The 25,385-nt window shown below is 61.2% G+C and carries 18 protein-coding genes and 2 tRNA genes; 10 read left to right on the forward strand and 10 right to left on the reverse strand.

Features of this window, described 5'->3' with window-relative positions; all coding sequences use genetic code 11:
- Nucleotides 1-22: 22 nt before the first annotated feature.
- Both ABDX87_RS20590 and ABDX87_RS20595 read left to right on the forward strand, forming a co-directional pair.
- Nucleotides 23-98: transfer RNA gene (locus ABDX87_RS20590), tRNA-Val, on the forward strand.
- A 19-nt stretch (nt 99-117) separates the two neighbouring features.
- A tRNA-Asp gene (locus ABDX87_RS20595) sits at nt 118-194 on the forward strand.
- Nucleotides 195-571: 377 nt separating this feature from the next.
- Here the strand turns inward: ABDX87_RS20595 and nirD are convergent.
- Together nirD and nirB are read right to left on the reverse strand one after the other, a co-directional pair.
- Entirely contained in the window at nt 572-949 is a 378-nt protein-coding gene (gene nirD / locus ABDX87_RS20600) for a nitrite reductase small subunit NirD (protein WP_346829532.1), read from the reverse strand.
- Nucleotides 946-3,504, reverse strand: a complete 2,559-nt coding sequence (nirB, locus tag ABDX87_RS20605) for a nitrite reductase large subunit NirB (RefSeq protein ID WP_346829533.1) — start codon at nt 3,502-3,504, stop codon at nt 946-948. Before nirB ends, nirD begins: the two co-directional genes overlap by 4 nt.
- Before the next feature lie 692 nt (nt 3,505-4,196).
- Between nirB and ABDX87_RS20610 the strand changes: the two genes are divergently transcribed.
- A complete protein-coding gene (locus ABDX87_RS20610; RefSeq protein WP_346829534.1) occupies nt 4,197-7,973 on the forward strand; it encodes a bifunctional nitrate reductase/sulfite reductase flavoprotein subunit alpha in 3,777 nt (1,258 codons plus the stop codon).
- A gap of 49 nt (nt 7,974-8,022) precedes the next feature.
- Here the strand turns inward: ABDX87_RS20610 and ABDX87_RS20615 are convergent, their stop codons facing one another.
- Nucleotides 8,023-8,949, reverse strand: a complete 927-nt coding sequence (locus ABDX87_RS20615) for a 2-hydroxyacid dehydrogenase (protein WP_346829535.1) — start codon at nt 8,947-8,949, stop codon at nt 8,023-8,025.
- 106 nt (nt 8,950-9,055) lie between these two features.
- Entirely contained in the window at nt 9,056-10,135 is a 1,080-nt protein-coding gene (locus ABDX87_RS20620) for a tartrate dehydrogenase (RefSeq protein ID WP_346829536.1), read from the reverse strand.
- 108 nt (nt 10,136-10,243) lie between these two features.
- Here ABDX87_RS20620 and ABDX87_RS20625 point away from each other — a divergent pair, with 108 nt between their 5' ends.
- The 3 genes from ABDX87_RS20625 to ABDX87_RS20635 all read left to right on the forward strand — a co-directional run bounded on the left by ABDX87_RS20625 (nt 10,244) and on the right by ABDX87_RS20635 (nt 14,187).
- Nucleotides 10,244-11,155, forward strand: coding sequence for a LysR substrate-binding domain-containing protein (locus ABDX87_RS20625; RefSeq protein WP_346829537.1), 912 nt, complete (start codon nt 10,244-10,246; stop codon nt 11,153-11,155).
- Between the two features lie 218 nt (nt 11,156-11,373).
- Nucleotides 11,374-12,423 carry an ABC transporter substrate-binding protein gene (locus ABDX87_RS20630; protein WP_346829538.1) on the forward strand — a complete coding sequence of 350 codons (1,050 nt, stop codon included), beginning with the start codon at nt 11,374-11,376 and terminating at the stop codon, nt 12,421-12,423.
- Between the two features lie 15 nt (nt 12,424-12,438).
- Nucleotides 12,439-14,187 (forward strand): GMC family oxidoreductase, encoded by a 1,749-nt coding sequence (locus tag ABDX87_RS20635; protein WP_346829539.1) that lies wholly within the window; start codon nt 12,439-12,441, stop codon nt 14,185-14,187.
- A gap of 75 nt (nt 14,188-14,262) precedes the next feature.
- Here the strand turns inward: ABDX87_RS20635 and ABDX87_RS20640 are convergent, their stop codons facing one another.
- The gene (locus ABDX87_RS20640; RefSeq protein ID WP_346833576.1) at nt 14,263-15,690 is read right to left on the reverse strand and encodes an aldehyde dehydrogenase family protein; all 1,428 of its coding nucleotides are present in this window, start codon (nt 15,688-15,690) and stop codon (nt 14,263-14,265) included.
- Between the two features lie 149 nt (nt 15,691-15,839).
- Here ABDX87_RS20640 and ABDX87_RS20645 point away from each other — a divergent pair, with 149 nt between their 5' ends.
- From ABDX87_RS20645 to ABDX87_RS20660, 4 genes are all read left to right on the forward strand, one after another.
- A complete protein-coding gene (locus ABDX87_RS20645; RefSeq protein WP_346829540.1) occupies nt 15,840-16,787 on the forward strand; it encodes a LysR family transcriptional regulator in 948 nt (315 codons plus the stop codon).
- 142 nt (nt 16,788-16,929) lie between these two features.
- Nucleotides 16,930-17,634 (forward strand): HAD-IA family hydrolase, encoded by a 705-nt coding sequence (locus ABDX87_RS20650; protein ID WP_346829541.1) that lies wholly within the window; start codon nt 16,930-16,932, stop codon nt 17,632-17,634.
- Between the two features lie 69 nt (nt 17,635-17,703).
- The gene (locus ABDX87_RS20655) at nt 17,704-18,987 is read left to right on the forward strand and encodes an NAD(P)/FAD-dependent oxidoreductase (RefSeq protein ID WP_346829542.1); all 1,284 of its coding nucleotides are present in this window, start codon (nt 17,704-17,706) and stop codon (nt 18,985-18,987) included.
- Between the two features lie 15 nt (nt 18,988-19,002).
- Nucleotides 19,003-19,713, forward strand: coding sequence for a cupin domain-containing protein (locus tag ABDX87_RS20660; protein ID WP_346829543.1), 711 nt, complete (start codon nt 19,003-19,005; stop codon nt 19,711-19,713).
- Between the two features lie 127 nt (nt 19,714-19,840).
- Here the strand turns inward: ABDX87_RS20660 and ABDX87_RS20665 are convergent, their stop codons facing one another.
- From ABDX87_RS20665 to ABDX87_RS20685, 5 genes are all read right to left on the reverse strand, one after another.
- Nucleotides 19,841-20,332 (reverse strand): Lrp/AsnC family transcriptional regulator, encoded by a 492-nt coding sequence (locus ABDX87_RS20665; RefSeq protein ID WP_074752595.1) that lies wholly within the window; start codon nt 20,330-20,332, stop codon nt 19,841-19,843.
- A 38-nt stretch (nt 20,333-20,370) separates the two neighbouring features.
- A complete protein-coding gene (locus ABDX87_RS20670) occupies nt 20,371-21,057 on the reverse strand; it encodes a hypothetical protein (protein ID WP_346829544.1) in 687 nt (228 codons plus the stop codon).
- A gap of 89 nt (nt 21,058-21,146) precedes the next feature.
- On the reverse strand, nt 21,147-22,436 hold the full coding sequence (gabT, locus tag ABDX87_RS20675; RefSeq protein WP_346829545.1) for a 4-aminobutyrate--2-oxoglutarate transaminase: 1,290 nt from the start codon (nt 22,434-22,436) through the stop codon (nt 21,147-21,149).
- 215 nt (nt 22,437-22,651) lie between these two features.
- Nucleotides 22,652-23,740, reverse strand: a complete 1,089-nt coding sequence (locus tag ABDX87_RS20680; protein ID WP_346829546.1) for an ABC transporter ATP-binding protein — start codon at nt 23,738-23,740, stop codon at nt 22,652-22,654.
- 146 nt (nt 23,741-23,886) lie between these two features.
- Entirely contained in the window at nt 23,887-25,347 is a 1,461-nt protein-coding gene (locus ABDX87_RS20685; RefSeq protein WP_346829547.1) for an NAD-dependent succinate-semialdehyde dehydrogenase, read from the reverse strand.
- Nucleotides 25,348-25,385: the final 38 nt, after the last annotated feature.

Raw genomic sequence — 25,385 nt, forward strand, 5'->3', positions numbered from 1 at the left:
ATGCGCGCCACACCGAAGCGAAGGGTGATTAGCTCAGCTGGGAGAGCGTCTGCCTTACAAGCAGAATGTCGGCGGTTCGATCCCGTCATCACCCACCATTCGTTTCAAGTGTTACGCGCAGCGGTAGTTCAGTCGGTTAGAATACCGGCCTGTCACGCCGGGGGTCGCGGGTTCGAGTCCCGTCCGCTGCGCCATATTGAGTTACGAGGCCCTTGAACTCCTCGTAACGACAGAAAGAGCGACCTTAGGGTCGCTTTTTTTGTGCCCGCGATTTGATGCATGGGCGACGCAATCTGCTGTTGATTCTGGCCATAGGCCGTAGGAGCGTGGCTTGTCCTGCGATCGGTTGCTCAGCAGCCGTGAAATCTGACGGCCTGTTTTTCACCTGACACACCGCATTCAACCGTCCTGCTGCCGCTTCGCGCCAGATCGCGGGACAAGCCACGCTCCTACCGTTCTCCGTCGTGCCGTGCGCAGATGTTGCGTCATACGGCACCTACAGATCCGGGGGGGCGACTCAGTGAATGCATGTGCTTCCGATCCCGGTTCTGCCCGAAAAACTCTCCGCGCTTCAACCCACATCAATCTCCACCACGTCCCCCGCTAATCGCGCGGGCCATGTGCGCAGCTTCAAGGCAGGATCCTCAAGGCAGGTTCCGTCTTCCAATCGATAATGCTGCTTATACAGCGGCGACGCGATCACCAGATCGCCCGCCAGGCTGCCGACCAAACCACGACCGATCACGTTCACTCCCGACACCGGATCACGGTTTTCCACGGCGAACAGTTGTGGTGTGCCGCTGATCGAGGCGACGTAGAACAGTGCCACCTGGGTATTGCCCACCAGCGCCACGACGCCGGAATTGAGGACCAGGTCCTGACGGGCGCACACGGCGCGCCAGGCGTGGGTTTGAGGCATGTCCATCATCAGCGCATTGGCCTGGCTCATCGTGCGATCTCCGCAACAGGAATAAGGTTGAGTTCATTGGCCCGCGCCGGGCGGCGCTGGCTGCGTTCCTTGACGAAATGAATGTCCGGGTCGGCGCTCTTGTCGTTGACGAAGGTGCGGAAGCGTTTCAGTTTCTCGGGGCTCTTCAGTGCGTTGGCCCATTCGCATTCATAACGGTCCACGACCAGTTGCATTTGCTCCTCCAGCTCGGCGGCCAGCCCAAGGCTGTCGTCGATGACCACGGCTTTCAGGTAATCCAGGCCCCCTTCCAGCGATTCGCGCCAGACAGAGGTACGCTGCAGCTTGTCGGCGGTGCGGATGTAGAACATCAGCACACGGTCGATGTAGCGAATCAGCGTCTCGTCGTCCAGGTCGGTGGCGAACAGCTCGGCATGGCGTGGACGCATGCCGCCGTTGCCGCAGACGTACAGGTTCCAGCCGTTCTCCGTGGCGATGACGCCGATGTCCTTGCTCTGCGCTTCGGCGCATTCGCGGGTGCAACCGGACACTGCGAATTTCAGCTTGTGCGGCGAGCGAAGGCCCTTGTAACGGTCCTCGATGGTCAGCGCCATTTGCACGCTGTCCTGCACGCCATACCGGCACCAGGTGCTGCCGACGCAGGATTTCACCGTTCGCGTCGACTTGCCGTAGGCATGCCCGGTCTCGAAACCGGCCGCGATCAACTCGGCCCAGATGTCCGGCAACTCATGCAATTGCGCACCAAACAGGTCGATGCGCTGACCGCCCGTGATTTTGGTGTACAGGTCGTATTTCTTCGCCACCGCGCCGATGGCGATCAGGCCATCCGGCGTGATTTCACCGGCCGGAATCCGTGGCACCACCGAATACGTACCGTTCTTTTGCATATTCGCCATGAAAGTGTCGTTGGTGTCCTGCAAGGGGACCAGCGAAGGGTCCATGATCGGCTTGTTCCAGCACGATGCAAGGATGGAGCCGACAACCGGTTTGCAGATGTCGCAACCGACGTGCCCCTTGCCGTGGCGGACGAGCATCTCCTCGAAACTCTCGATATTTTCGACGCGAGCAAAGGCGTACAGCTCCTGACGCGTAAAGGCGAAGTGCTCGCACAGGCTCTTGTCGACAGCGACCCCGCGTGCGGTCAGCTCGTGTTCGAACACGCTTTTGAGCAAGGCCGAGCAGCCGCCGCAACCGGTTGCCGCCTTGGTGCAGGCCTTGATTCCGGCAAGGTCGGTACAACCGCTGTCGATGGCCGAGCAGATCGCGCCTTTGCTGACGTTGTGGCAGGAGCAGATGGTCGCGGTGGCGGGCAACGCGTCGGCGCCCAGGGTTGGCGCGCCTTCGCTGTGGGGCAGGATCAGGCTCGACGGATCGGCCGGGAGCTTGATGCCGTTCTGCGCGTATTGCAGCAGCGTGTCGTAAAAGCTGTTGTCTCCGACCAGCACCGCGCCCAGCACCTGCTTGCCGTCGGCAGACACCACCAGACGTCGATAAGTGGCTGTGGCCTCGTCGATAAAGCGATAGCTGCGCGCGCCGGTCAGGGCGCCATGGGCATCGCCGATAGACCCGACATCGACGCCGAGCAGCTTGAGTTTGGTTGACATGTCAGCGCCGAAGAACGGCTCGGCGTCCTGATCGCATAGCTGTGCCGCGACGTTACGCGCCATCTGATACCCCGGAGCGACCAGACCGAACACGCTGCCGTTCCACGCTGCGCATTCGCCGATGGCAAAGATATCGGCGTCGCTGGTGCGGCAGTGTTCGTCAATGGCGATTCCACCGCGCGGACCAAGCGCCAGCTCGCACTGGCGGGCGAGGGCGTCTTGTGGCCGAATCCCGGCCGAGAACACGATCAGGTCGGTTTCAAGGAACTCCTCGCCCGCGAAGTTCATGCGGTAGCGGTATTCCTCGCCTGCGCTGATTGATTGAGTGGCGCGAGAGAGATGCACGCCGACGCCCAGCGCTTCGATGCGGGCCTTGAGGGCTGCGCCGCCAAAGTCGTCCAGCTGCACGGGCATCAGACGCGGGGCGAACTCCACCACATGGGCTTCGAGGCCCAGGGATTTCAACGCATTGGCCGCTTCAAGTCCGAGCAGACCGCCGCCGACCACGACACCGCGTTTGGCATGGGTGGCAGCGGCGCGAATGGTGTCCAGATCGTCCAGCGTGCGGTACACAAGACGCGAATGGCCTTCGGCGCCTTCGATGGGCGGCACGAACGGATAAGAGCCGGTCGCGAGCACCAGTTTGTCGTAGGCAAAGCAGCCTTTGGAGGTGATGACTTCGCGGCGGCCGCGGTCGATCTCCAGCACCGGTACGCCCAGGTGCAGCGTCAGGCCGGGGTGTTCATATAAAGAAGCAGCGCTGAGGGCCAGTGACTCGGCATCGCGCCCGCCGAAGTACTCGGACAGGTGGACGCGGTCATAGGCGCGCTGGCCTTCTTCGCCGAACACATGGATGCGATAGCGCTCGAGGGCACCGGCGGCGATCAGTTGTTCGACGCAGTGGTGACCGACCATCCCGTTGCCAACGACGATCAGTGTTTGCACATCGTGAAGTGGGGCTGTGGTGTTCATATCGAGTCCCGGCCAAGGCCAATCAGGTTTTTTGAAAGCAAAAAAAAGGCGCCCGGAACCGTTCGGTTCCAGGCGCCTTTGCCTGTTCTTTTATGGGTTGTCACTCGACCACAGTGTCGGCACAACCTGTAGAGCCCATCGCCGTGTGGCGCGGACGATCATCGTTGACCGACCAGGGCTGCCCACCGCGCATTCGGGTTGGGCTTGAAAGGGATGAAGCAATGGGTGTGCCAGTTGTGGACGCAGTGCGATCAGTGTAGGAGCGTGGCTTGTCCCGCGATCGGCGGGGAACCCGTCGTGAAGCCTGTGGACGCAGTCAGCCCAATACACCCTGTTAATCAGATTGACTTCGCGGCAGATCGTCCGGATGCGGCCCAGAGACAGGCCACGCTCCTACAAGGGATAGCGTATGGCACGCAAACGGTGCGATTTCGTGAGGTTCGCCCCATTGCGAGGCCGAAATGCAAGTGTCGGTCGCTGCCTTGCTTTCCAGCCAGAGCGCCTTTGTACACGCCACCGCCAGCCACTCGCACTCGCTTCAAGGCCTCCCATCAGGCTGGCCTGTCCTTTGCAGTCATCCTTTATATAGGCAGTCAACGCCGATTGCCCTCTTCACGACAAAGGCGCCGTGTGCTCCCCGTTTTTCAACGGAGGAGAACAGGGCGTCTTTTTTTGGGTTCGGGAAACGGGTTATGGCGAGCAACAGCGTACGAAGCGTGTGTCCTTATTGCGGTGTCGGCTGCGGCATCGTCATGCAGGTCGAGAATAACCGCGTGATCAAGGTCAGCGGAGACAAGGCGCATCCGACCAATTCCGGGCGTCTGTGCACCAAGGGCACTACCTGTGGTCAGGCGATTGCCGAATCCGGTCGGATGACGTCCGCCTACCTGCGGCATCAGCGTAGTCAGGACCCGGTGCGCAGTGATATCGACGCCGCGATCACGGAAACGGCCAGCCGCCTGCGGGGCATTCTTGATCGTGACGGACCCGATGCGCTCGCGTTCTATGTCTCGGGCCAGATGTCCTTGGAAGCGCAGTACCTGGCCAACAAGCTTGCCAAAGGTTTCGTGCGCACGAACAACATCGAATCCAACTCCCGGCTGTGCATGGCGAGCGCTGGCAGCGGTTATAAATTGTCGCTGGGTTCGGACGGTCCGCCGGGTTCCTATGACGACTTCGACAAGGCCGACCTGTTCTTTGTCATCGGCGCCAATATGGCCGACTGTCACCCGATCCTGTTCCTGCGCATGATGGATCGGGTCAAGGCGGGCGCAAAGCTGATCGTCGTGGACCCTCGGCGCAGCGCCACGGCGGACAAGGCCAGCCTTTTCCTGCCCATCAAACCCGGCACCGATCTGGCGTTGCTCAACGGCCTGCTCTATCTGTTGCTGGAAAACGGCGATGTCGACACCGACTTCATCGACGCCTTCACCCAAGGCTGGGACGTGATGCCCGAGTTCCTGGCCAATTACACGCCCGCTCACGTCGCGCAGATCACCGGGCTACCCGAGGCAGACGTTCGTCAGGCTGCCCGGATGATCGGTCTGGCGCCGGAGTGGATGAGTTGCTGGACCATGGGGCTGAACCAGAGCACCCACGGCACCTGGAACACCAACGCGTTGTGCAACCTGCATCTGGCCACCGGCGCGATTTGTCGCCCTGGTAGCGGCCCGTTTTCGCTCACCGGTCAACCGAATGCCATGGGCGGCCGGGAAATGGGTTATATGGGCCCCGGCCTTCCGGGTCAGCGGTCGGTACTGGTTGAGGCGGATCGCTGTTTTATCGAAGACCTGTGGTCGATTCCGCGCGGCAGTCTGGATCAGACACTCGGGGGTGGCACCATCGACCTGTTCGAACAGATGCGTGACGGGCACATCAAGGCCTGCTGGATCATCTGCACCAACCCCGTGGCAAGCGTCGCCAATCGCTCGACAGTGATCCAGGCACTGCAAAAGGCTGAATTGGTGATCACTCAGGACGCGTTTCTCGACACCGAAACCAATCGCTACGCGGACATTCTCCTGCCCGGTGCGCTGTGGGCGGAAGCGGAAGGGGTGATGATCAACTCGGAGCGCAATCTGACCCTGACTCAAAAGGCGGTCGATGCGCCGGGTGAGGCGTTGCCTGATTGGCAGATCATCGCCCGGGTCGCCTGCGAAATGGGGTTTGCCGAAAGCTTCAGCTACGCCTCGGCCGAGGACGTGTTCGAAGAAATCAAACAGGCCTGGAACCCGAAAACCGGTTACGACATTCGTGGTGCCAGCTATGGGCGTCTTCGCGATCAGTCGCTGCAATGGCCTTGCGGCCCTGACGACACCGGCACGCGTCACCCGATTCGCTATCTCGATAAAAGTGGCGAACCGTCAGAGCGCCCGAGGCTCGTTTTCGCGACGGACCACGGCAAGGCGGTTTTTCTGCCGCGTCCACACCTGCCGCCGGCCGAGATGCCAAACGATGCGTTTCCGATGGTGCTGAATACCGGTCGCCTGCAACACCAGTGGCACACGCTGACCAAGACCGGAAAAGTCCCGACCCTCAACAAGCTCAATCCCGGTCCTTTCGTCGAGATCCATCCGGTCGACGCAGCGGCGTTGGGCATCCGCGACAAGGACGCCGTGGAAATCCGGTCGGTGCGCGGTCAGGCGGTTCTGCCAGCCGTGGTGACCGACCGGGTGAGACCGGGTAATTGCTTTGCGCCGTTTCACTGGAACGATGTCTACGGTGAGCACCTGGCGATCAACGCTGTCACCAGTGACGCCGTCGATCCGGTTTCGAAGCAGCCCGAATTCAAGTTCTGCGCAGTCGCGCTGCGCAAGGTTGAGCTGATCGGCCATCGTTTTCTTGATGTGCCACAGCCCGATGCGCAGACGCTGGAAGAGTCCGAAGGGGAGCCGCTGCTCACTTTGCTCTGGGCCTCGCAAACCGGCAACGCAGAGGCACTCGCCAAACGCTTCGGCACGCACCTGCGCTCATCAGGCATCCCAGTGCAGGTCGCTGCGATGGACCAATTTCCGGTGGCACGCCTGAGCGATGTCAGCCATCTCGCGTTGATCAGCAGCACCTTTGGCGACGGCGACTCGCCCGACAACGGTCAGCGGTTCTGGCAGTCGCTGAGCGAACGCCAGGAGCGGCTGGAGTCGCTGCGTTACGCCGTGCTCGCGCTGGGGGATCCGAGCTACGACCGCTTCTGCCAGCACGGCAAAAATCTCGATCAGCGACTGCTGACATTAGGGGCTTCGCCGTTGATGCCTCGTGTCGATTGTGACGGCGATTTTCAGGACCATGCCGATGGATGGTTCATGGCGCTGCAACAGGCGCTGGATCTTCCTCCCATCGACATGACCCCGCAAACGTCGAGCAGCCAACCGTCGCGTGCGCACCCTCATAACGCCAGGCTGTCGATCAACCGACGCTTGAACGGCGAGGGCGCGAGCAAGGACACACGGCAGTTTGCGCTGACGCTGGGCGACTCGGGTCTGGCTTACGAGGCAGGCGATGCGCTGGGCGTGTGGCCACGCAATTGTCCGGCATTGATCGATGAAGTGCTCGCGTTGACGGGCCTGCGGGGCGACCAGCCCGTGAGTGTCGGCAAGGTGGGGGAAATGCCGTTGTCACAGGCACTGACTTCGCAATTCGAAATCGCAAGACCCACGGCAGAAGCGCTGGGTTTCATTGCCGAGCGCAGCGGCAGTAGCGAGCTTAAAACCTTGCTGACCGAGCCGTTCAACAGCGAGTTGAAGGACTGGCTATGGGGAAGGCAACTGGCGGACGTGATTCGGGAGTTTCCGCTGAGCTGTTCAGCGCAGGAGTTGCTGGACCACCTCAAGCCGCTTCAGCCCCGGTTGTACTCCATCGCATCCAGCGCAAAGGCACATCCCGATGAGGTTCATCTGACGGTTTCTGCCGTGCGATACGGCAAGCGCAAGGGCGTGTCCTCAACCTTTCTCGCCGACCGTGCCGGTGACGGCGAGGTGCCGATTTTCCTGCAACCGACCCAGCACTTTCGCGTACCGGTCGAGGGTGACGTGCCGATGATCATGATCGGGCCCGGCACTGGCGTGGCACCGTTCAGGGCGTTTCTGCAGGAGCGGCGCATGCGTGCCGATCGCGGACGCAACTGGCTGTTCTTCGGTGAGCAGCATGCGGCCACGGATTTCTACTACCGCGACGAGCTCGAAGGCATGCAAAAAGACGGTTTGCTCACGCACCTGAGCCTGGCGTTTTCCCGTGATCAGGCCGAGAAGATCTACGTCCAGCATCGCATCCGCGAACAGGGCGCGGAACTGTGGCGGTGGTTGCAGGACGGCGCGCGCATCTACGTGTGCGGGGATGCGACGCACATGGCCAGTGACGTTGATCAGGCATTGCGCGAGGTCATCGTTGCCCATGGCGGGATGAGCACAGAGCGTGCCGCCGAGCATCTGCGAGTGATGGCCGGCGAGAAGCGCTATGTGCGGGACGTTTATTAAGCCCGGTCATCGGATCGCCCAATACAGGGGCGCTGGCCGTACCGTTCCCTCAGTAGCCTTGATGCCGGGCGATCACGCCTTGCATCGCTTCCCCTTGCTGGTGGCGACGAAGGTTGCCGAGCAATACCTCGAAAGCGGTGTCGGGAGAGGTGTTTGCGCCGATATGAGGTGTCAGCCAGATGTTGGGATGGTGCCAGAACGGATGATCGGTCGAAGGCGGCTCGTCCTCAAGCACGTCGACGACGGCCTCACTCAGTTGCCCACTGTCCAGCGCATCCAGCAGGTCGCGCTCGATCAGATGTCCGCCCCGTCCCAGGTTGATCAGTTGGGCACCTTTGGGCATGGCAGCGAAGGTCTGCGCATTCAACACACCACGGGTGTCGTCCGTCAGAGGGAGCAGGCAGATCAGAATGTCGCATTGGGCGAGAAAGGGCTTGAGTTGATCATCGCCAGCGTAGCATTGCACGCCGTCGATGTGTTTCTGTGACCGTGACCAGCCCCGCAGTTCAAAGCCAAACGGGCGCAGGGCTTGCGTCACCGCCAAGCCGAGATTGCCCAGGCCCATGACCCCGACACGGCGCCGTCTGGCGGGTGTCAGTGCATGTTCTTTCCAGACCCCCGCCTGTTGCTGACGCACATAAAGGGGAATCTGCCGATGCAGGCTCAGCACGGCAAAACAGGCGTACTCGACGATGCCTTGGGCAATGCCGGGATCGAGCATCCGGACCACCTGGATGTGCTCCGGCAGTTCGCCAAGGTCGAACTGATCGACCCCGGCAGAGGTGGCGAAGATCACTTCGAGGTTGGGAAAGCGCGCGAGCAAGTCTTGCGGTGGTTGCCAGGCGGCGAAGTAACGCACCTGCAATGGATCCCCCATGTCCGGCCACAGGCGTACATCGATGTCCGGTGCATGCTGTTCGAACAGTGATTTCCAGACGCTGCCACGTGAGTCGTCAACTTTGAACAGCAGGGCCATGGGGAACTCGCAGTTGAGGGGAGGGTGTTCATACGATGCCAGAGCCCGGCGCAACAATCTCCCGAATCATGGGGCGCAGACAGGAGATTGCGCGCAACTGGCCGGGTCAGACAGCAGCGGCGATGGCTTTGCCCAAGGCTTCGGTATTGCCGGTCCCGCCGATGTCCGCCGTGAGCGGGGCGTGCTCAGGCCCCATCGCCAGCACGGTTTCGATGGCGGCGAGTACGGCTGCCCCTGCTTCCGGATGACCCAGGTGTTCAAGCATCATCGCCCCGCACCAGATCTGGCCGATCGGGTTGGCGATGCCTTTGCCGGCGATGTCGGGCGCCGAACCGTGCACCGGCTCGAACAGGCTCGGGAAGTTGCGTTCCGGGTTGATGTTGGCCGATGGCGCGATGCCGATCGTACCGGTGCACGCCGGGCCCAGGTCCGACAGGATGTCGCCGAACAGGTTGCTCGCCACCACCACGTCGAACCAGTCAGGGTGCAGAACGAAGTTCGCGGTGAGGATATCGATGTGGTACTTGTCGACGTTCACTTCAGGGTACTTTTTGCCCATTTCGGCAGCGCGTTCGTCCCAGTACGGCATGGTAATCGCGATGCCGTTGGACTTGGTGGCCGACGTCAGGTGTTTCTTTGGCCGACTCTGCGCGAGGTCATAAGCGAACTTCAGGATACGGTCGACGCCAACGCGGGTCATGACCGTTTCTTGCAGCACGATCTCCCGGTCCGTGCCCGGAAACATCTTGCCGCCGACGCTGGAGTATTCGCCTTCGGTGTTCTCCCGTACCACCCAGAAGTCGATGTCGCCAGGCTTGCGATTGGCGAGCGGCGCCTTGACCCCGGGCATCAGACGGCAGGGGCGCAGATTGACGTATTGGTCGAATTCTCGGCGAAACTGGAGCAACGAGTCCCACAGCGAAATGTGATCCGGCACCACGTCAGGCCAGCCGACGGCACCGAAGTAAATCGCGTCGTACCCCTTGAGAATGTCAAACCAGTCGTCGGGCATCATCTTGCCGTGGGCCAGGTAGTAATCGGCGCTGGCGAAGTCGAACCAGTCCCATTGCAATTCCAGGTTGTGCCTGGCCGCCACCGCGTCCAGCACGCGAACACCCTCAGGCATGACTTCCTTGCCGATGCCGTCGCCGGGGATCACTGCAATTTTGTACCGGGGTTTGCTCATGGAATTCGACTCCTGGGATTGTTGAGGAACGGTTCCAGTGTATGGCGCGTTTCTGGATTAATAATTAGTCTTGTTCGAAAGCTATTCTTAGTTTTAAGGAAAGAATCCGTGAGCATGATCGACGACCTGAGTTTCTTTCAGCAGGTGGCGAGCCGGGGCAGCCTGACCGAAGTCGCGCGTCATCTGGGGCTGTCATTGCCTGCGGTCAGCAAACGGCTGAGCCAACTGGAGGCGCGCCTGGGCGTGCAGTTGCTCCAGCGCACCACCCGACGTCTGTCGCTGACCCCGGAAGGGACGTTGTACCTGGAAGGCGGGCGGCCGATCCTGCGTCAGCTGGAAGAACTCGAGAGTGCGCTCGATAGCCGTCAACCCACTCTGAAGGGGCGGTTACGGATCAACGGAACGCTGGGCTTCGGCCGCCAACATCTGGCGCCCGTAGTGTCCAGCTTCGCTCGCCTGCACCCCGAACTTGAGATTTCCCTTGAACTCACGAGCCAGCCGCTGAGCGTGCTGGATGACCAGTTCGATATCGGCGTGTGCATGGGTGAACCGCCTGACTCCCGGCTGATCGGTGTTCGCCTCCTGGAGAATCCACGCATCCTCTGCGCGTCTCCGAAATACCTTGAAGCTATGCCTGCGTTGACTCGAGTTGCTGATTTGGCGCAGCACAACTGCATCGTGCTGAGGCAATTCGGCAGCGACTACGCCATCTGGCGGTTCAGCAAGGACGGCCAGGATTACGCGCACAAGGTCAGCGGTACGTTGTCGAGCAATGATGGTGAAGTCGCGCTGAGCCTTGCGCTGGATGGGCATGGGCTGATCCTGCGTTCGCGCTGGAATGTGCAGGCGTCTCTTGAGAAAGGCCTGCTGCAGGCGGTACTCACCGATTATCAAGCACCCTCGGCCGATATTTTCGCGGTGTACCAGCACCGTCGGCATATCCCGCAACGGATCTCGGTGTTTGCCCGATATCTGGCGCAGGAACTGGCCGAGCGCTTGCCGTTCGCGGCGATTCAGTGAGTGATTGGCCATCACCTGGAGCAGCGCGCGTGCGTATGACTCCAGGTTATGGTCGGCCTGACTAATCGTGCATTGCCCCCCGATGTCATGCTCTTGTAACGTCGAAATGTCCCGCTCGGTCGAACAATAAAATCAAACCTGAGCAAAGCACTGCGGTGCAGGGTGTTCAGTCGAGGTTTTAACGCTGCCGAATTAATCTACGTCCAGGATGATTTGCCATGAAAACCTTGTCTGTCACTGCAGCTGTCGGTTCCGTCATTTCCCTGTTGAGTCTGGCTGTCGCGTGCGCAACGCCGGCCATTGCCGATGAGATCACTTTCGTCTCCCAAGGGGGCTCCTACCAGGAAGCCCAGACCAAGGCGATTCTGGACCCCGCTGCAAAAAATCTGAAGATGACCATCAAGCAGGACAGCGCCCCGGATGCCTGGCCGATGGTCAAGGCGCAGGGCGAGGCGAAGAAACCGGTTTGGGACGTGATTGATACACCGCCTTCCAATTGTGTGCGTGGGGGTAATGAAGGGCTGATCGAGCCGCTCGACCTGAGCAAGATGCCCAACGTGCAAAGCATGCCCGCAACCTACCGCACACCGTACTCGGTGGCGTATGAGTTCTATTCGTCGGTGATCGGGTACAACAAGAAGTCCCTGAAAAAAATTCCGCAGACCTGGGCTGAGTTCTGGGACGTGAAGAACTTCCCCGGCACTCGTGCCTTGCGCAACGATCCGATGAGCACGCTGGAAGCTGCTTTGCTGTCGGACGGTGTACCTCGCGACAAACTGTATCCGCTGGATGTTGATCGGGCCTACAAACGCCTGGAGCAGATCAAGCCCAATATCGCCGTGTGGTGGACCTCAGGTGGTCAGTCGGCGCAGTTGCTCGCCGATGGTGAGGTGGACATGCTCATGATCTGGAACGGCCGCGCAAGCGCCGTGCAGAAGAGCAACCCGGACGTCGCGTTCACCTACAACGACGGCCTCCTGCAGAACACCCAGCTGTGCATCCTCAAGAACGCGCCCAACTACGCGGCGGCGGTGAAGTTCGTCAATGAAGCGGTGTCGCCTGAATTGCAAGCCAATCTGCCGCTCTACATCGATTACGGCCCAGGAAATCCGGCAGCGTTTGGTACGGGGAAAATTACCGCCGAGCGCGCCAAAGAGCTACCTAGCTCGCCGGATAACGCCGCCAGGCAGGCCTTGATGTCAGAGGAGTGGTGGGCTTCGGCAGCCGGCATCGCGGCCAAGGATCGCTGGCTTAAATTTGTTCAGTAACGCCGGGACGACGACATGATCGATTACCTGATTCTGGGAGGGGGATCGGCCGGCTGCGTGCTTGCCGCCCGGCTCTCGGAGGACCCCGACAAGCAGGTGTACCTGATCGAGGCCGGACGCGACATTTCTGCGCAGACCATGCCGCCGGCGATTCGCAGCCGCTACCCCGGCCGTGCCTATCTGGACGTCAGCAATATCTGGCAGCGGCTGACCGCCCTGATGGGCCACCGCGCTCATGCGACACGACGTTACGAGCAGGCTCGCATCCTCGGAGGAGGGTCGGCGATCAACGCGTTGATGACCAACCGCGGCGCGCCTGCCGACTATGACGAGTGGCAGGCGTTGGGTGCTGAAGGATGGGAGTGGAGGACTTGCCTGCCGTACTTTCGCAAGCTGGAAACCGACACGGATTTCAGTGAGCCAGAGGATGCTGCCTTACATGGCCATGACGGTCCGGTAAGGATTCGACGCACGTCTGCCGAGCGACTGTCGCCGTTTGTCAAAGGCGTGATGAAGGTTTTCGGCGCACAGGGCCTGACGCACAAACTCGATCAGAACGGGCCGTGGGAAGAGGGCGTGTTTGTCGGGGCGATTGGGGTCAGTGAGCAAGGCGAGCGGATTCCAACCTCGGTGTGTTACCTCACCGATGAGGTGCGACGACGCAGTAATCTGACCATCGTGACCCACTGTGTGGTGGATCGCGTGCTGATCGATAACGGAGTTGCGGTGGGCGCCCGGGTTTTGCGACCAGGAGGCAAAGCCGAGTCGCTGATGGCCCGGGAAGTGATCGTGTCTGCCGGGGCCATTCACAGCCCTGCCGTGTTGATGCGCAGCGGAATCGGTCCGGCGGATGATCTGGTTTCGCTGGGGATCACGCCGGTCGTTGATCGGCCGGGCGTAGGCGCAAACTTGATGGAGCATCCGTCGATTGCCGTGTCTGCATTGCTGACTCGCAGAGGGCGGACTGCGTTTCCCGAGGAGCATCACGAGCAGGCCGTCGTGCGTTTCTCATCAGGGCTGCCCGGCACGGTGCCCTGCGACATGCATGGCGCGATCCTGTCCCGTTCGGGCTGGCATTCGGTCGGGTATCGCTTGGGAACGATCTTTTTCTGGGTCAACAAATCGTATTCCAGAGGTCGCCTGCGGCTGGCGTCTGCCGATCCCCATGATGAGCCTCAGGTGAGCTTCAACATGCTGTCCGATGAACGCGATCTCGAACGCTTGAAGCACGCGTTGCGATTCGGCGCTCTGGCGTTGTCGGCTGATTCGTTGGCGGGGGAACGGAGTGTGGCTTTCCCTTCCAGCTATTCGCCACGGGTGGCCAGGGTCGCCATGCCCGGTGCCTTCAACGCGGTGCAGCGTGGGGTGTTGAGTCTGTTGCTGGACGTCGCCGGACCCCTGCGCGGATGGCTGATTCATCGGTTGGTGACTCAAGGGGTGACGGTCGAAAAACTCGTGTCCGATGACGCGGCACTGACTGACTTTGTACTGCGTAATGTCGGCGGCACCTGGCATCCGTCCGGCACCTGTCGCATGGGTCGTGCTGATGATCCGCTGGCCGTGACCACGGGGGACGGGCGGGTGATCGGTGTCGCACATTTGCGCGTGTGCGATGCATCGCTGATGCCTTCCATTCCTTGCGCCAACACCAACGTCCCGACCCTCATGATCGCTGAGCGAATTGCCGACCTGATCAGGGGTGACGCTGTTGATGCGGCCGAACCGGCAGATGCCGGATTGCGCGTTACGCCATCCTGCCTCTGAGCTCCGCCGCAGCAGGGCGTAGGGGCACGCACCGGTCATGCCGGTGGGTGCCTGGGATGACTCAGTTGGCCTCTCTCAAACGCCCCATCCCACCACGCCCTTGGTTTCCAGAAACGCCTCCAGGCCCCACTCGGCATATTCGCGACCGTTGCCCGATTGCTTGTACCCGCCAAACGGCGCGCCGGCGTCCCAGTTCGGGTAGTTGATGTAGACGCTGCCCGCGCGCATCCGCAGCGCTACGTTTCGGGCTCGCGCCAGGTCTGCCGACTGCACGTAGGCGGCCAGACCAAAGACGCTGTCGTTGGCCATGCTCACGGCGTGTGCCACGTCGTCGTAGGGCTGAATCACCAGCACCGGACCGAAGATTTCTTCCCGCGAAATGGTCATGTCTTGAGTGACGTTGGCAAAGATCGTTGGCTGGACGTAATACCCTTTGGGCAAATGCGTCGGCCGACCCAAGCCCCCACACACCAGTTGCGCGCCTTCTTCGATGCCGATGCCGATCATCTTTTGAATGGCGTTGAACTGCCGCTCGCTGATGACCGGGCCCATACGGGTGGACGCGTCTTCCGGTGCGCCGAGGGTGTGAGCCAATGCAGCGCGGCGAGCGATCTCAACGGCCTGATCATGCAAGGCCGCCGGCACCAGCATGCGCGTCGGGGCATTACAGGACTGGCCGCTGTTGCCGAAGCAGCTGTCCACGCCGGCTGTGACGGCAGACACGAGGTCAACGTCGTCGAGCAGGATGTTCGCGGATTTTCCCCCCAGCTCCTGATGCACGCGTTTGACCGTCGGCGCGGCCAACCTCGCGATCTCGATACCTGCCCGAGTGGAACCTGTGAACGACACCATGTCCACCTGAGGATGAGCCGACAGGGCTGCGCCGACGAGGGGGCCGTCACCGTTGATCAGGTTGAATACCCCGGGCGGGACACCCGCGTCATGCATGACCTCGGCAAACAGCAAGGCGTTGATCGGGGCAATTTCGCTGGGCTTGAGCACCATGGTGCATCCGGCCGCCAATGCGGGAGCCACTTTGCAGACGATCTGGTTGATCGGCCAGTTCCAGGGAGTGATCAGGGCGACGACCCCTACCGGTTCCTGCCGGACCAGGGTGGTGCCCCGGCTTTTCTCGAATTCGAAGGTCTCCAGAGTGCGCAGCAGTTGTTCCAGGTGACGCTTGCCGATACCGGCCTGCCAGTCGTGGGAAAGCGCCTTTGGCGCGCCGACCTCTTGCAGGATGGCGTCAGCGATCTCGTCGTAGCGGTCCATGAAGGCGGCAAGAATGCTTTGCAGCAGCTGTGTGCGCTGAGCCGGTGATGTTTCCGCGAAAGAGGGAAACGCGCGCCGTGCTGCGATCACGGCGGCTTCCACGTCGTCCAGATTGCCCAAGGCGATTTCGCCGAACGCCTGCTCGGTGGCAGGGTTGATCACCGGCAGGCGGGTGCTGCTGCAGGGTTCGACCCAGCGGCCATCGATATAAAACTTCAGGGCGTTTCGCATCATCGGGGCAGTCTCGTGGGGAGTATGAAGAAGGGGCGCACATCGGCTGGCCGGTGGCCGAAAAGCTGCGGGCGGTCGCTCGCAAGAATAGCCCCGGTTTTTTTCAGCCGGCAATTTACTAATAGTTGTGAGAGGCATAAGCTCAGGTCATGTCTACTCTTCGTCGAAAGCTCCCCAGTTCCAGTTCGTTGTTCGTCTTTGAAGCCGCCGCCCGTTGTGGCAGCTTCACCCGAGCGGCGGATGAATTGTGCGTCAGTCAGCCGGCGGTCAGTCGCATGTTGTCGCGCCTGGAAGAGCACCTGGGCGTACAGCTTTTCGAGCGGGTTCGTGGCGGTGCGCGGCTGACCGAGAGCGGCAGCATTTTGTATCGTCGGGTGCAGGAAGGGTTCAGCACCATCGAGTCGGCGATCAGTGAAATCGAAGCGAGAGCGACGGGCATCGAGACCGTCACGTTGTCGGTGTCAACCGCGTTCACCACCCATTGGCTGATGCCTCGAATGAGCCGGTTCAGTCAGCGGTTCCCCACTGTCGACATGCGATATCAGTTGATGTCCGGCAGGATCGGTGGCCCGTTGGTGGACGTTGATCTGGGCATGCGCTACCTCGACGTCGGAAGCCTGAAACCCACGGAAAGTCTGGTCATTCCCGAAATAACGCTGCCCGTTTGCAACCCTCAATACCTGGCTGATGTGCTGCAAGGAAAGGGTAAGAAACGGTCCCCGACCCTGATCAGCATGGACAACCAGGAACGCGAATGGGCCTCGGCTTTTGAAACGGCGGGCCGTACGGTCAACACCCTGGTGTTTTCCGATTATGCCGTGGTGGTTCAGGCTGCGTTGCTCGGCCAGGGCATGGCGCTGGGTTGGCTGAATGTGATCTCGAACTCGCTGTGCAAAGGCGAACTGGTGCCCGCGATCGATGCGTGCCGGGTCACCTCCCGTCGATGCTGTCTGGTGGTGCCGGCCAATCGTCCGGTCCGGCCGATCGTGGAAAATGTACGCGACTGGATCATCGAAGAAATGCGCGCGGACATGCTCGAAATCGACGCGCTCTACCCTCATCTGAGGTTGGGATCGATCCTCGAATCCCACCGTTGAGCACAGGTACCGCACCCCGAGTAGAAAAACAGTAGGTTATGCCTCCAGGGCAGGGCAAAACAGAATATTGCGCGAGAGAGCGGGCAGATAATGAGTCCGTCCAGTCAGTTTCACCCTCACGACTTTTCTTGCGGAGCGCCCTATGTCTTTCAAGCAGTTCAAAGCCCTGACGTTCGACGTCGTCGGTACCCTGATCGATTTCGAAGCCGGCATCCTCGCCCATGTGCGAGAAGTCGCGGGTGACGCGGGCAAAGCCTGCACCGACGACGACATCCTGAAAGCTTACCGTGAAGCACGCGCCTCCACCGACTCCGGCTGGTGGCCCGATGATCTGGAGCGTTGCTACCACGTCATCGCTTCCAGGCTCGGGCTGCCGGATAACGATGATTACGCCAAAGGCCTGGCGCAGTCGGTTAAAAATTTCCCTGCATTTCCTGATTCGGTTGAAGCCCTCAAACGCCTGCGCAAACACTTCAAGCTGGTGGCGACGACCAACTCGCAGATCTGGGCGCTCAATCATATGGCCGAAACGCTGGATCATCCGTTTGACGTCCGCGTGACCGTCGATGATGTGCGTTTCGAGAAGCCCGATCCGCAGTTTTTTGCCTACACCCGTGGCGTCCTGGCGACCCAGGGCATCCTGTTCGAAAACATCCTCCACGTTGCCCAGAGCCAGTACCACGACATCGGCGTCGCCATGCGTCTCGGTTACCAGACGTGCTGGATCGAGCGCCGTTTCGCTCAGAAGGGCACGGGCGGCACGCTGGAGTCTGAGCGCACCGAACCGCATTACCACTTCACTTCGCTGGCGCAATTGGCCGACGCAGTCGAGAAAGAGCTGGGTTGATCTCCGCGGCGCTCTGGGCCTGCTCACCCTGGCCATGGGCGCCAGTCCTCATTTAGCCGAGACGCTGGCATGACTGTTCAGAGCTTATGGGCGGCCACCGCCCAACCTGCACCTGCGCTGCAATCGCTGGAAGGCGAGCGTCAGTGCGACGTGGTGATCATCGGTGCCGGCTACACCGGCCTCTCGGCGGCGCGTCACATCGCTGAGAGCGGCCGCGAGCCGCTGATCGTCGAAGCCAATACCCTGGCGTGGGGTGCGAGCGGGCGAAACGGCGGTGTGGTTTCACCGAAGTTTCGAGTCGGTTTCTCCACCCTCATGTCGCGCTTCGGTCGCGACACGGCCTTACAGATGTACCGTACCGGTTACGCGGCGGTGGACAGCCTGGTCGAAACGGTGGAGAGCCTTGGCTTGACGGCGGCCAACCTGCAGATGGCAGGGCATATCGCTGCCGCCCATAACGCTCATGCGCTCGGCGGCCTGGAATCGACCGCTCAGTGGATCAAGCGCGAAACCGGCGGCGAGTCGTCGGTGATGATATCCGCCGACCAGGTCTGCGAGATGACCGGCGCCACGATTTTTGCCGGTGGCCTGCTGACGCCTCGGGCGGGCGGTATCCATCCCCTTAATTACGCCCGCGGGATCGCGCAGCATCTGGTCGACCGGGGCGTGAAACTGTTCATCAACAGCCCTGCGCAGGAGGTCCGTCGCGAAGGTGAGCGGATCATCGTGCAGACGCCACAGGGACGCATCAGCGCCCGGCAAGTGATCTACGCCACCAACGGCTACTCGGATCAGACCCGGGTAACCGACACGCTGCACCGCCGCCTGATACCGTTCCGCAGTGCGATCATCGCCACAGAATCGCTGCCTGCGTCTGTCCTTGCCACGATCATGCCGGGCGGCCAGGTGTGCGGCGACACCAAGCGCATGCTGCGCTGGTTCAGGGTGATCGGCGATCGGTTGATCTTCGGCGGACGGGGTGCATTTGGCAAAGACGATTCACAGAGCGCTTTTGATGATCTGCAACGCAGCATGGGGGTGGTTTTTCCCGTCCTGCGTGACCAGAAAATCGCGTATCGCTGGTCTGGCCTGGTCGCCATGACGCTGGACTATCTGCCCCACGCCGGGCAGCTGGACGACCGCAGTTTCTACGCCATCGGCTACAACGGCGGCGGAGTGGCGATGTCGACGTGGATGGGCAAGCAACTGTCTGCCATGACGGCGGGCGAGAAGGTCGATCTCGGTCTGTTGGCGGGCGACCATTTCAAACCGATTCCCTTGCATGCCTTTCGTGCGCCCGGCGTTCGCTTGGCGGCGGGTTGGCAGCAATTTCTTGATGTCATCGGACGATGAGCGAGCGTTAAGCGTATGCCACCGATTTTGCACTACACCCATCCCCATGCTGAGCGCCAGATGCCTTGCGCGGCGTTTGCATTGCACGGCGATCCACTGGCTGCGGGGCGTGTGATCCATTTCCACGATCCTTTACAGGGGTATGCCGCAGGCAGCAGTATCAGCGTCGGCGCGAACCTGTTGATCGAGGATTTTCCCTGGGTCGAACTGGGGGTTGTCGAAGCGGGCGAGTTGCGTTTGCAGGGCGACGGCTTCGACCTTCAACTCAGTGCCGGCGATTGCTTCGTGGTGCCGCGAGGCGTTCACGTCCGGTGGCATCACCGGGGGCCGTTACGTCGACTGTTCATGGCGTTTCCAGGCCTTGAAGCCTGCTCGGACATGCCCAAGGTGCCCATCCGGCTCGATCTGTCCCAACCCCTCAGCGAAGCCAGTCCGCCAGCTGCCAGCGTGCTGCTGACGCCGACGCCAAAAGCCTGGAGCGAGACGCTCTTCAGCGTCGCCAGCCTGCGGATTGGCCTGTGGCAATGCGAGCCGTATGCGCGCAGGCAAGTTGAACCGGCCTACACCGAACTGATGTTCATCCTGGAAGGCGCAGTGACCCTGACCGCCGACCAGGGCGAGCGTCATGTCATACGTTCGGGGGAAGTTGTTGTGGTGCCCAGAGGCGCGACCAACGCATGGGCCAGCGAGGAAACCGTGCGCAAGGTGTTTTGCATTCTGGGGTGATCGCGCTCGTGCGTGGTTGCGCTGATACAGAAACGCCGAACGGTTTGACTGTCACTGGGCGGCAGATCGCGGGCACCCGCGCTTCCTCGCCTTTCGGGCAGAAGCGCGATGCGATAAGCGGAAGGAATCAAACGGCCCTGACCAGGCTCCGCAAAGGCACTGTGCTCTTGACCACCGGCGACTTGATCACGATGTAGCTGAAGTATTTTTCGATGCCGATGTTCTTGTCCAGAATCGACTCCATCAGCTCCTGATAGTGCTGGATGCTGCTGCACAGGAAGCGCACCAGGTAGTCATAACCGCCGCTGATCAGATGGCACTCCAGCACCTCGTCGATATTGCGAATGCTCGATTCGAATTTCACGAAGTCGGCGCGCTTGTGATCTGAGAGGGTCATCTCAGTGAAGACCGTCACTGAGTTGGCAAACTTGGCCAGATTGACGTGGGCTTCGTAGCCGCTGATATAACCCGCAGATTCAAGACGTTTGACACGCTGCAGGCAGGGGCTGGGCGACAGGCCGACGGCCTCGGCGAGGCTGACGTTGGTCATGCGCCCGTCTTTCTGTAACTGAACCAGAATGTTGATATCGATACGATCGAGCTTGGTTGCAGCGTCCATTGATCAGTCCTCGCAATGTCAAATCCGGGCCGTCGGTCTCAGGCGTGCAATGCCTTTTGATGGGCATGTGCAAGGTCGGCAAGGCTGGCGTACTCACAGCGCTTGCCATCCATTGCCTGAGGCGAATGGTTCCACGGCAGGTTGTGGCCGCGGCGTAAGGTGCACACCGGAAAATCCACCCGATCGGTCCACGGGTCGTCGGTTTCCGTACTGCGCACCGGTAACAACGCTGAACGCTCCAGGCCCAGGCGGTGCAGCTCGCGTTCAAGGCTGCGGTGCCAGTCGTCGTCACGGGGTTCGATGATTGCATCAAATTCCACCGGCAGCCGACGGCTGAGCGCTGTCACATCAATCCCATGGGGTGGGGCGATCAGTATCAAACGGTAGAACTTGCTCAGGTACTGAAGGGCACCAGGAGCATCCTCGAAAATCGGCCACTGGGCGCAAGAGCTACTGAACGCCACACTTTCATCCCAGCCCGGGATGATTTGCAATTGTTGCGCCACCCGTTGGTATAGCTGTCCGTGAAAAGCTGTCGCGCTCACCGGCATCGCCCGTGCGGCAAGCTCCTCTGCCACCTGTCGATAAGTGCTCAGCAATTGCGCATCACTGGTCACCGATTCACTTTGCACTGCCAGCGGTCGCAGGCCCTCAAGAATGCCCCGTTCACGATCAACCAGGGTGGCGAATGACAGGCCCAAAGCCTTGTACTGCGTAACTCTCATGATCTGCTCCAGAGTAAGGCTTTCGCGCATCCATTAACCTTCAAGCCCAAGGCCCGACAGTGCATTCGCAGGTCGGGCCGACACCTCGTTCAGCAGGCGGCCGCCAATGCCTTTTCCAGCATTTGCAGCGCCTCGGCCACCTGTTCCGGCGTCGTCACCAAGGGTGCGAGGAAACGCACGACGTTACGGTGTACACCGCACTTGATCACCAGCAAGCCGGCGTGGCGGGCTTCGTCGATGACCTTCTGTGCCAGCGCCGCATCAGGGGTCTGATGGGCATCGTCGGCGACCATTTCGATGGCCTGCATGAAGCCCAGGCCGCGCACGTCGCCGATTCTCGGGTAGCGCTTTTGCAAGCCCTGCAAACCTTCGCTGAGCTGCGCGGCCAGTCTCTCGCCTTGCGCCAGCAGATCCTGCTCTTCGAAAAGATCGAGTACGGCCAGTGCCGCAGCACAAGCCACTGCGTTGCCGCCGTAAGTTCCGCCCAGACCGCCGGGCGTTGGAGCGTCCATGATGTCGGCGCGACCGACCACGCCGGACAGCGGCATACCGCCGGCCAGGCTCTTGGCGACGGTGACCAGGTCAGGCTGGATGTCAGCATGCTGGAAGCCGAACATCGTGCCGGTACGCCCGAATCCAGCCTGGATTTCATCGAGGATCAACACGATGCCGTGTTGGGTGCAGCGTGCGCGCAGGGCTTGCAGGAATGCCTTGGGTGCGGCCAGAAAGCCGCCGTCGCCCTGGACGGGCTCGATGATGATGGCGGCCACACGGTCCGGCGCGACGTCGGTGGCGAACAGTTCATCGAGTTCGGCCAGCGCGTCGTCGCTGCTGATGCCGCGATAGGCGTTGGGGTAGGTCGCGTGGTAGATCTCGGCGGGGAAGGGGCCGAAGTTCTGCTTGTAGGGCTGGCTCATGCCGGTCAGGGTCACGCCGAGCAACGTGCGCCCATGGAACCCTCCACGGAAGGAAATCACAGCGGTCCGGTTGGTGTAACCACGGGCGATTTTGACGGCATTTTCTACGGCTTCGGCGCCCGAGGTGAACAACACGCTTTTGTAGTGGGCGTCGCCGCCGATCATTTTGTTCAGCCGGGCGGCGACCTCAATGTAGTTCTCATAGGCAACCACTTGAAAGCTGGCGTGAGAGATCTCACCGACCTGACGCCTTACGGCCTCAACGACCTTGGGATGGTTATGGCCAACGTTGAGAACGCCAATACCGCCAACGAAATCCAGATAGCGCTTGCCATCGACGTCCCACAACTCGGCGCCTTGCGCTTTTGCGGCAACGATGGGGTGAGCGGTGGCGATGCCGCGAGGCACGTTGTGTTCACGCAGGGCCAGCAGGCGTTGGTTTTCAGTCAGTGCAGAATTCATCTCGATCTCCGTGAACGCCGAGTTGGCGGTTGATGTGATCAGGATAAGGATTGGCCGGAACCACAAGCGCTGAACTTGGGGCGGGCGGCGCTGTGATCGACTGTTTTGAGGGGGTGTTACGACATATTTCGCTGCGGTGTTTTTGGCGGGGATGGAGGAGGAATGATCGACCCACGCGAAGCGTGGGCGCGATCAGTGAGCCACGGCCAATTGCATCAGGCGCCGGCCCGTGGCACGACGATGGTGTCTTCCGGGTGCAGGCGCATCATCATCGGCGAGCCGATCGGGGGCAGCGACAGGTTGCCTTCGTGGTGGCTCGGCTGGCGCAGGCTGACGGTAGGGCCGCCTTCCAGGTCGACAAAAACTTTCAGGCTTTCACCCTGGAACACGATGTCGGAAACCCGGCCGCGCAGGCGATTCCACTCGGGGCCGGAACTGTCGTTATCCAGCAGCAGTTTTTCTGACTGCAACGCCAGGAAGACATCCCCGGATGGGGGAATCGGGCGGGTGGTGCGCAACGCAGTGGCGCCCAGCGTCAGACCGTTGTCGGCGCCACGTTGCAGCGGCACCAGCGTGCTCTCACCGATAAAGCTGGCGACGAAATCATTGGCCGGATGATCGTGCAGACGGCGCGGCGTATCGACCTGCACCAACTCACCGCCGCGCATGATCGCGATACGGTCGCTCATGGTCAGGGCTTCACGTTGATCGTGGGTCACGTAGATCATGGTCGCGCCCAGTCGCTTGTGCAGGGCGCGCAGTTCGATCTGCATGATCTCGCGCAATTGCTTGTCCAGTGCCGACAGAGGTTCGTCCATCAAAATCAGTTTGGGCTCGAAGACAATTGCGCGGGCCAGGGCCACGCGCTGACGCTGGCCGCCGGAGAGCGCTGCGATGTTGCGGTCTTCGTAGCCCGACAGCTCGACGGTCGCCAGGGCGCTCTTGACCCTGTCCCGGCTCTTGCTCGCGCTTTCACCGCGTGCGCGCAGCGGGAAGGCGACGTTCTCGCCGACGGTCATGTGCGGGAACAACGCATAGTTCTGAAACACCACGCCGATTTCGCGCTTGTGCGGCGGCATCAAGGTGACGTCGCGTTCACCGAAGAAAATGCTCCCGGAACTAACCCGAATGAAGCCGCCAAGAATGCTCAGCAACGTGGTCTTACCCGACCCCGAAGGCCCCAGCAAAGACATGAACTCCCCGGCTTCCACCTTGAGATCCACATTGTTCAGCGCTTTGAGGTTGCCGTAGTGTTTGCACACCTTGTTCACGCTGACCGATTCAAAACCTTCAGTGAAATTCATTAAGCATCCTCCTCTGCAGAGCCGGGGATTACCCGAACCGTCTGCCAGTCATCTGAACACAGGCCCAAACCTGATTCGTGCCGTATTGGGGCGTCGGACCGACAGGATCTGCTGTCCGACGCGTAGGGTGTCAGTCAGTCAGGCAATCAACCCAACCCGCCGATGTGCCAGGCCTTCACTTCCAGGAACTCGTCCAGTCCGTACTTTGAGCCTTCGCGACCGGTGCCTGATTGCTTCATGCCACCGAAGGGCGCGACCTCCATCGAAATGATCCCGGTGTTCAGGCCGACCATGCCGAATTCCAGACGTTCGCCGACGCGCCAGGCGCGGCGCATGTCCTGGGTGAAGTAGTAGGCGCCGAGCCCGTAAGGCGTGGCGTTGGCCAGCGCCAGTGCCTCGTTTTCGTCCTTGAAGCGGAACAACGGCGCGACGGGGCCAAAGGTTTCTTCAGTGGCCAGCAACATTTCGGGGTTGGCGTCGCGTAACACCGTGGGCTGCACGTAAAGCCCTTCACCTTGAGGGGCTCCGCCGATCGCCAGGCTGGCGCCTTTCTCCAGGGCATCGTTGATGTGCCTGGCCACTTTTTCGACGGCCGCCGCGTTGATCAACGGCCCGATCGTGACACCGCTTTGCAGGCCATCACCCACTTTCAGCTCGGCCACCGCAGCGCTCAAGCGTTCGGCGAAACGGTCGTAGATACCGTCTTGCACCAGAATCCGGTTGGCGCAGACACAGGTCTGTCCGGCGTTGCGAAACTTGCTCTGCATGACACCGGCGATCGCCAGATCCAGATCGGCGTCGTCGAACACGATGAAAGGGGCGTTGCCGCCGAGCTCAAGGCTCAGACGTTTGATGGTTGCCGCGCACTGGCTCATCAGCAGTTGGCCGATCCGGGTGGAGCCTGTAAACGACAGCTTGCGCACGGCGGGATTGGCGGTCATCTCGCCGCCGACGCCTGCGGGCATGCCGGTCAGCACGTTGAACACGCCCGCAGGAATCCCGGCGCGCTCGGCGAGCACCGCCAGGGCAAGCGCCGACAGCGGGGTCATGTCCGAAGGTTTGACCAGTACGGTACAGCCTGCCGCCAGCGCCGGGGCGCATTTGCGGGTGATCATCGCGTTGGGGAAGTTCCACGGGGTGATCGCCGCGACCACGCCGATCGGTTGCTTGAGCACCAGAATGCGTCGATCGGCAGCCGGCGCGGGAATGGTGTCGCCGTAGATGCGTCTGGCTTCTTCGGCGAACCATTTGACGAAGCTGGCGCCGTAGGCGATTTCACCGCGAGACTCGGCCAGCGGTTTTCCCTGTTCGGCGGTCATGATCAGCGCCAGGTCTTCCTGGTTTTCCATGATCAGCGCAAACCAGGTCTCAAGGTAGCGCGCACGTTCTGCTGCCGGCACTTCACGCCATGAAGCGAATCGTGCCTCGGCGGCTTCGATGGCGCGGCGGGTTTCGCTTGCCTGAAGCGCCGGAACGCGCGCGATGACACTGCCGTCGGCGGGGTTGGTCACGTCGATTGTTGCGCCGTCATCGGCCTCGATCCAGGCGCCGTTGGCATAGGCGCGCTCGACAAGCAGGGAAGGGTCACGCAGTTGGCTTTTCAACATGATCTGGGGCCTTGAGGGTGCGAACGATGGCTTCATTG

The sequence above is a fragment of the Pseudomonas abietaniphila genome (assembly GCF_039697315.1).
Taxonomy (GTDB): domain Bacteria; phylum Pseudomonadota; class Gammaproteobacteria; order Pseudomonadales; family Pseudomonadaceae; genus Aquipseudomonas; species Aquipseudomonas abietaniphila_B.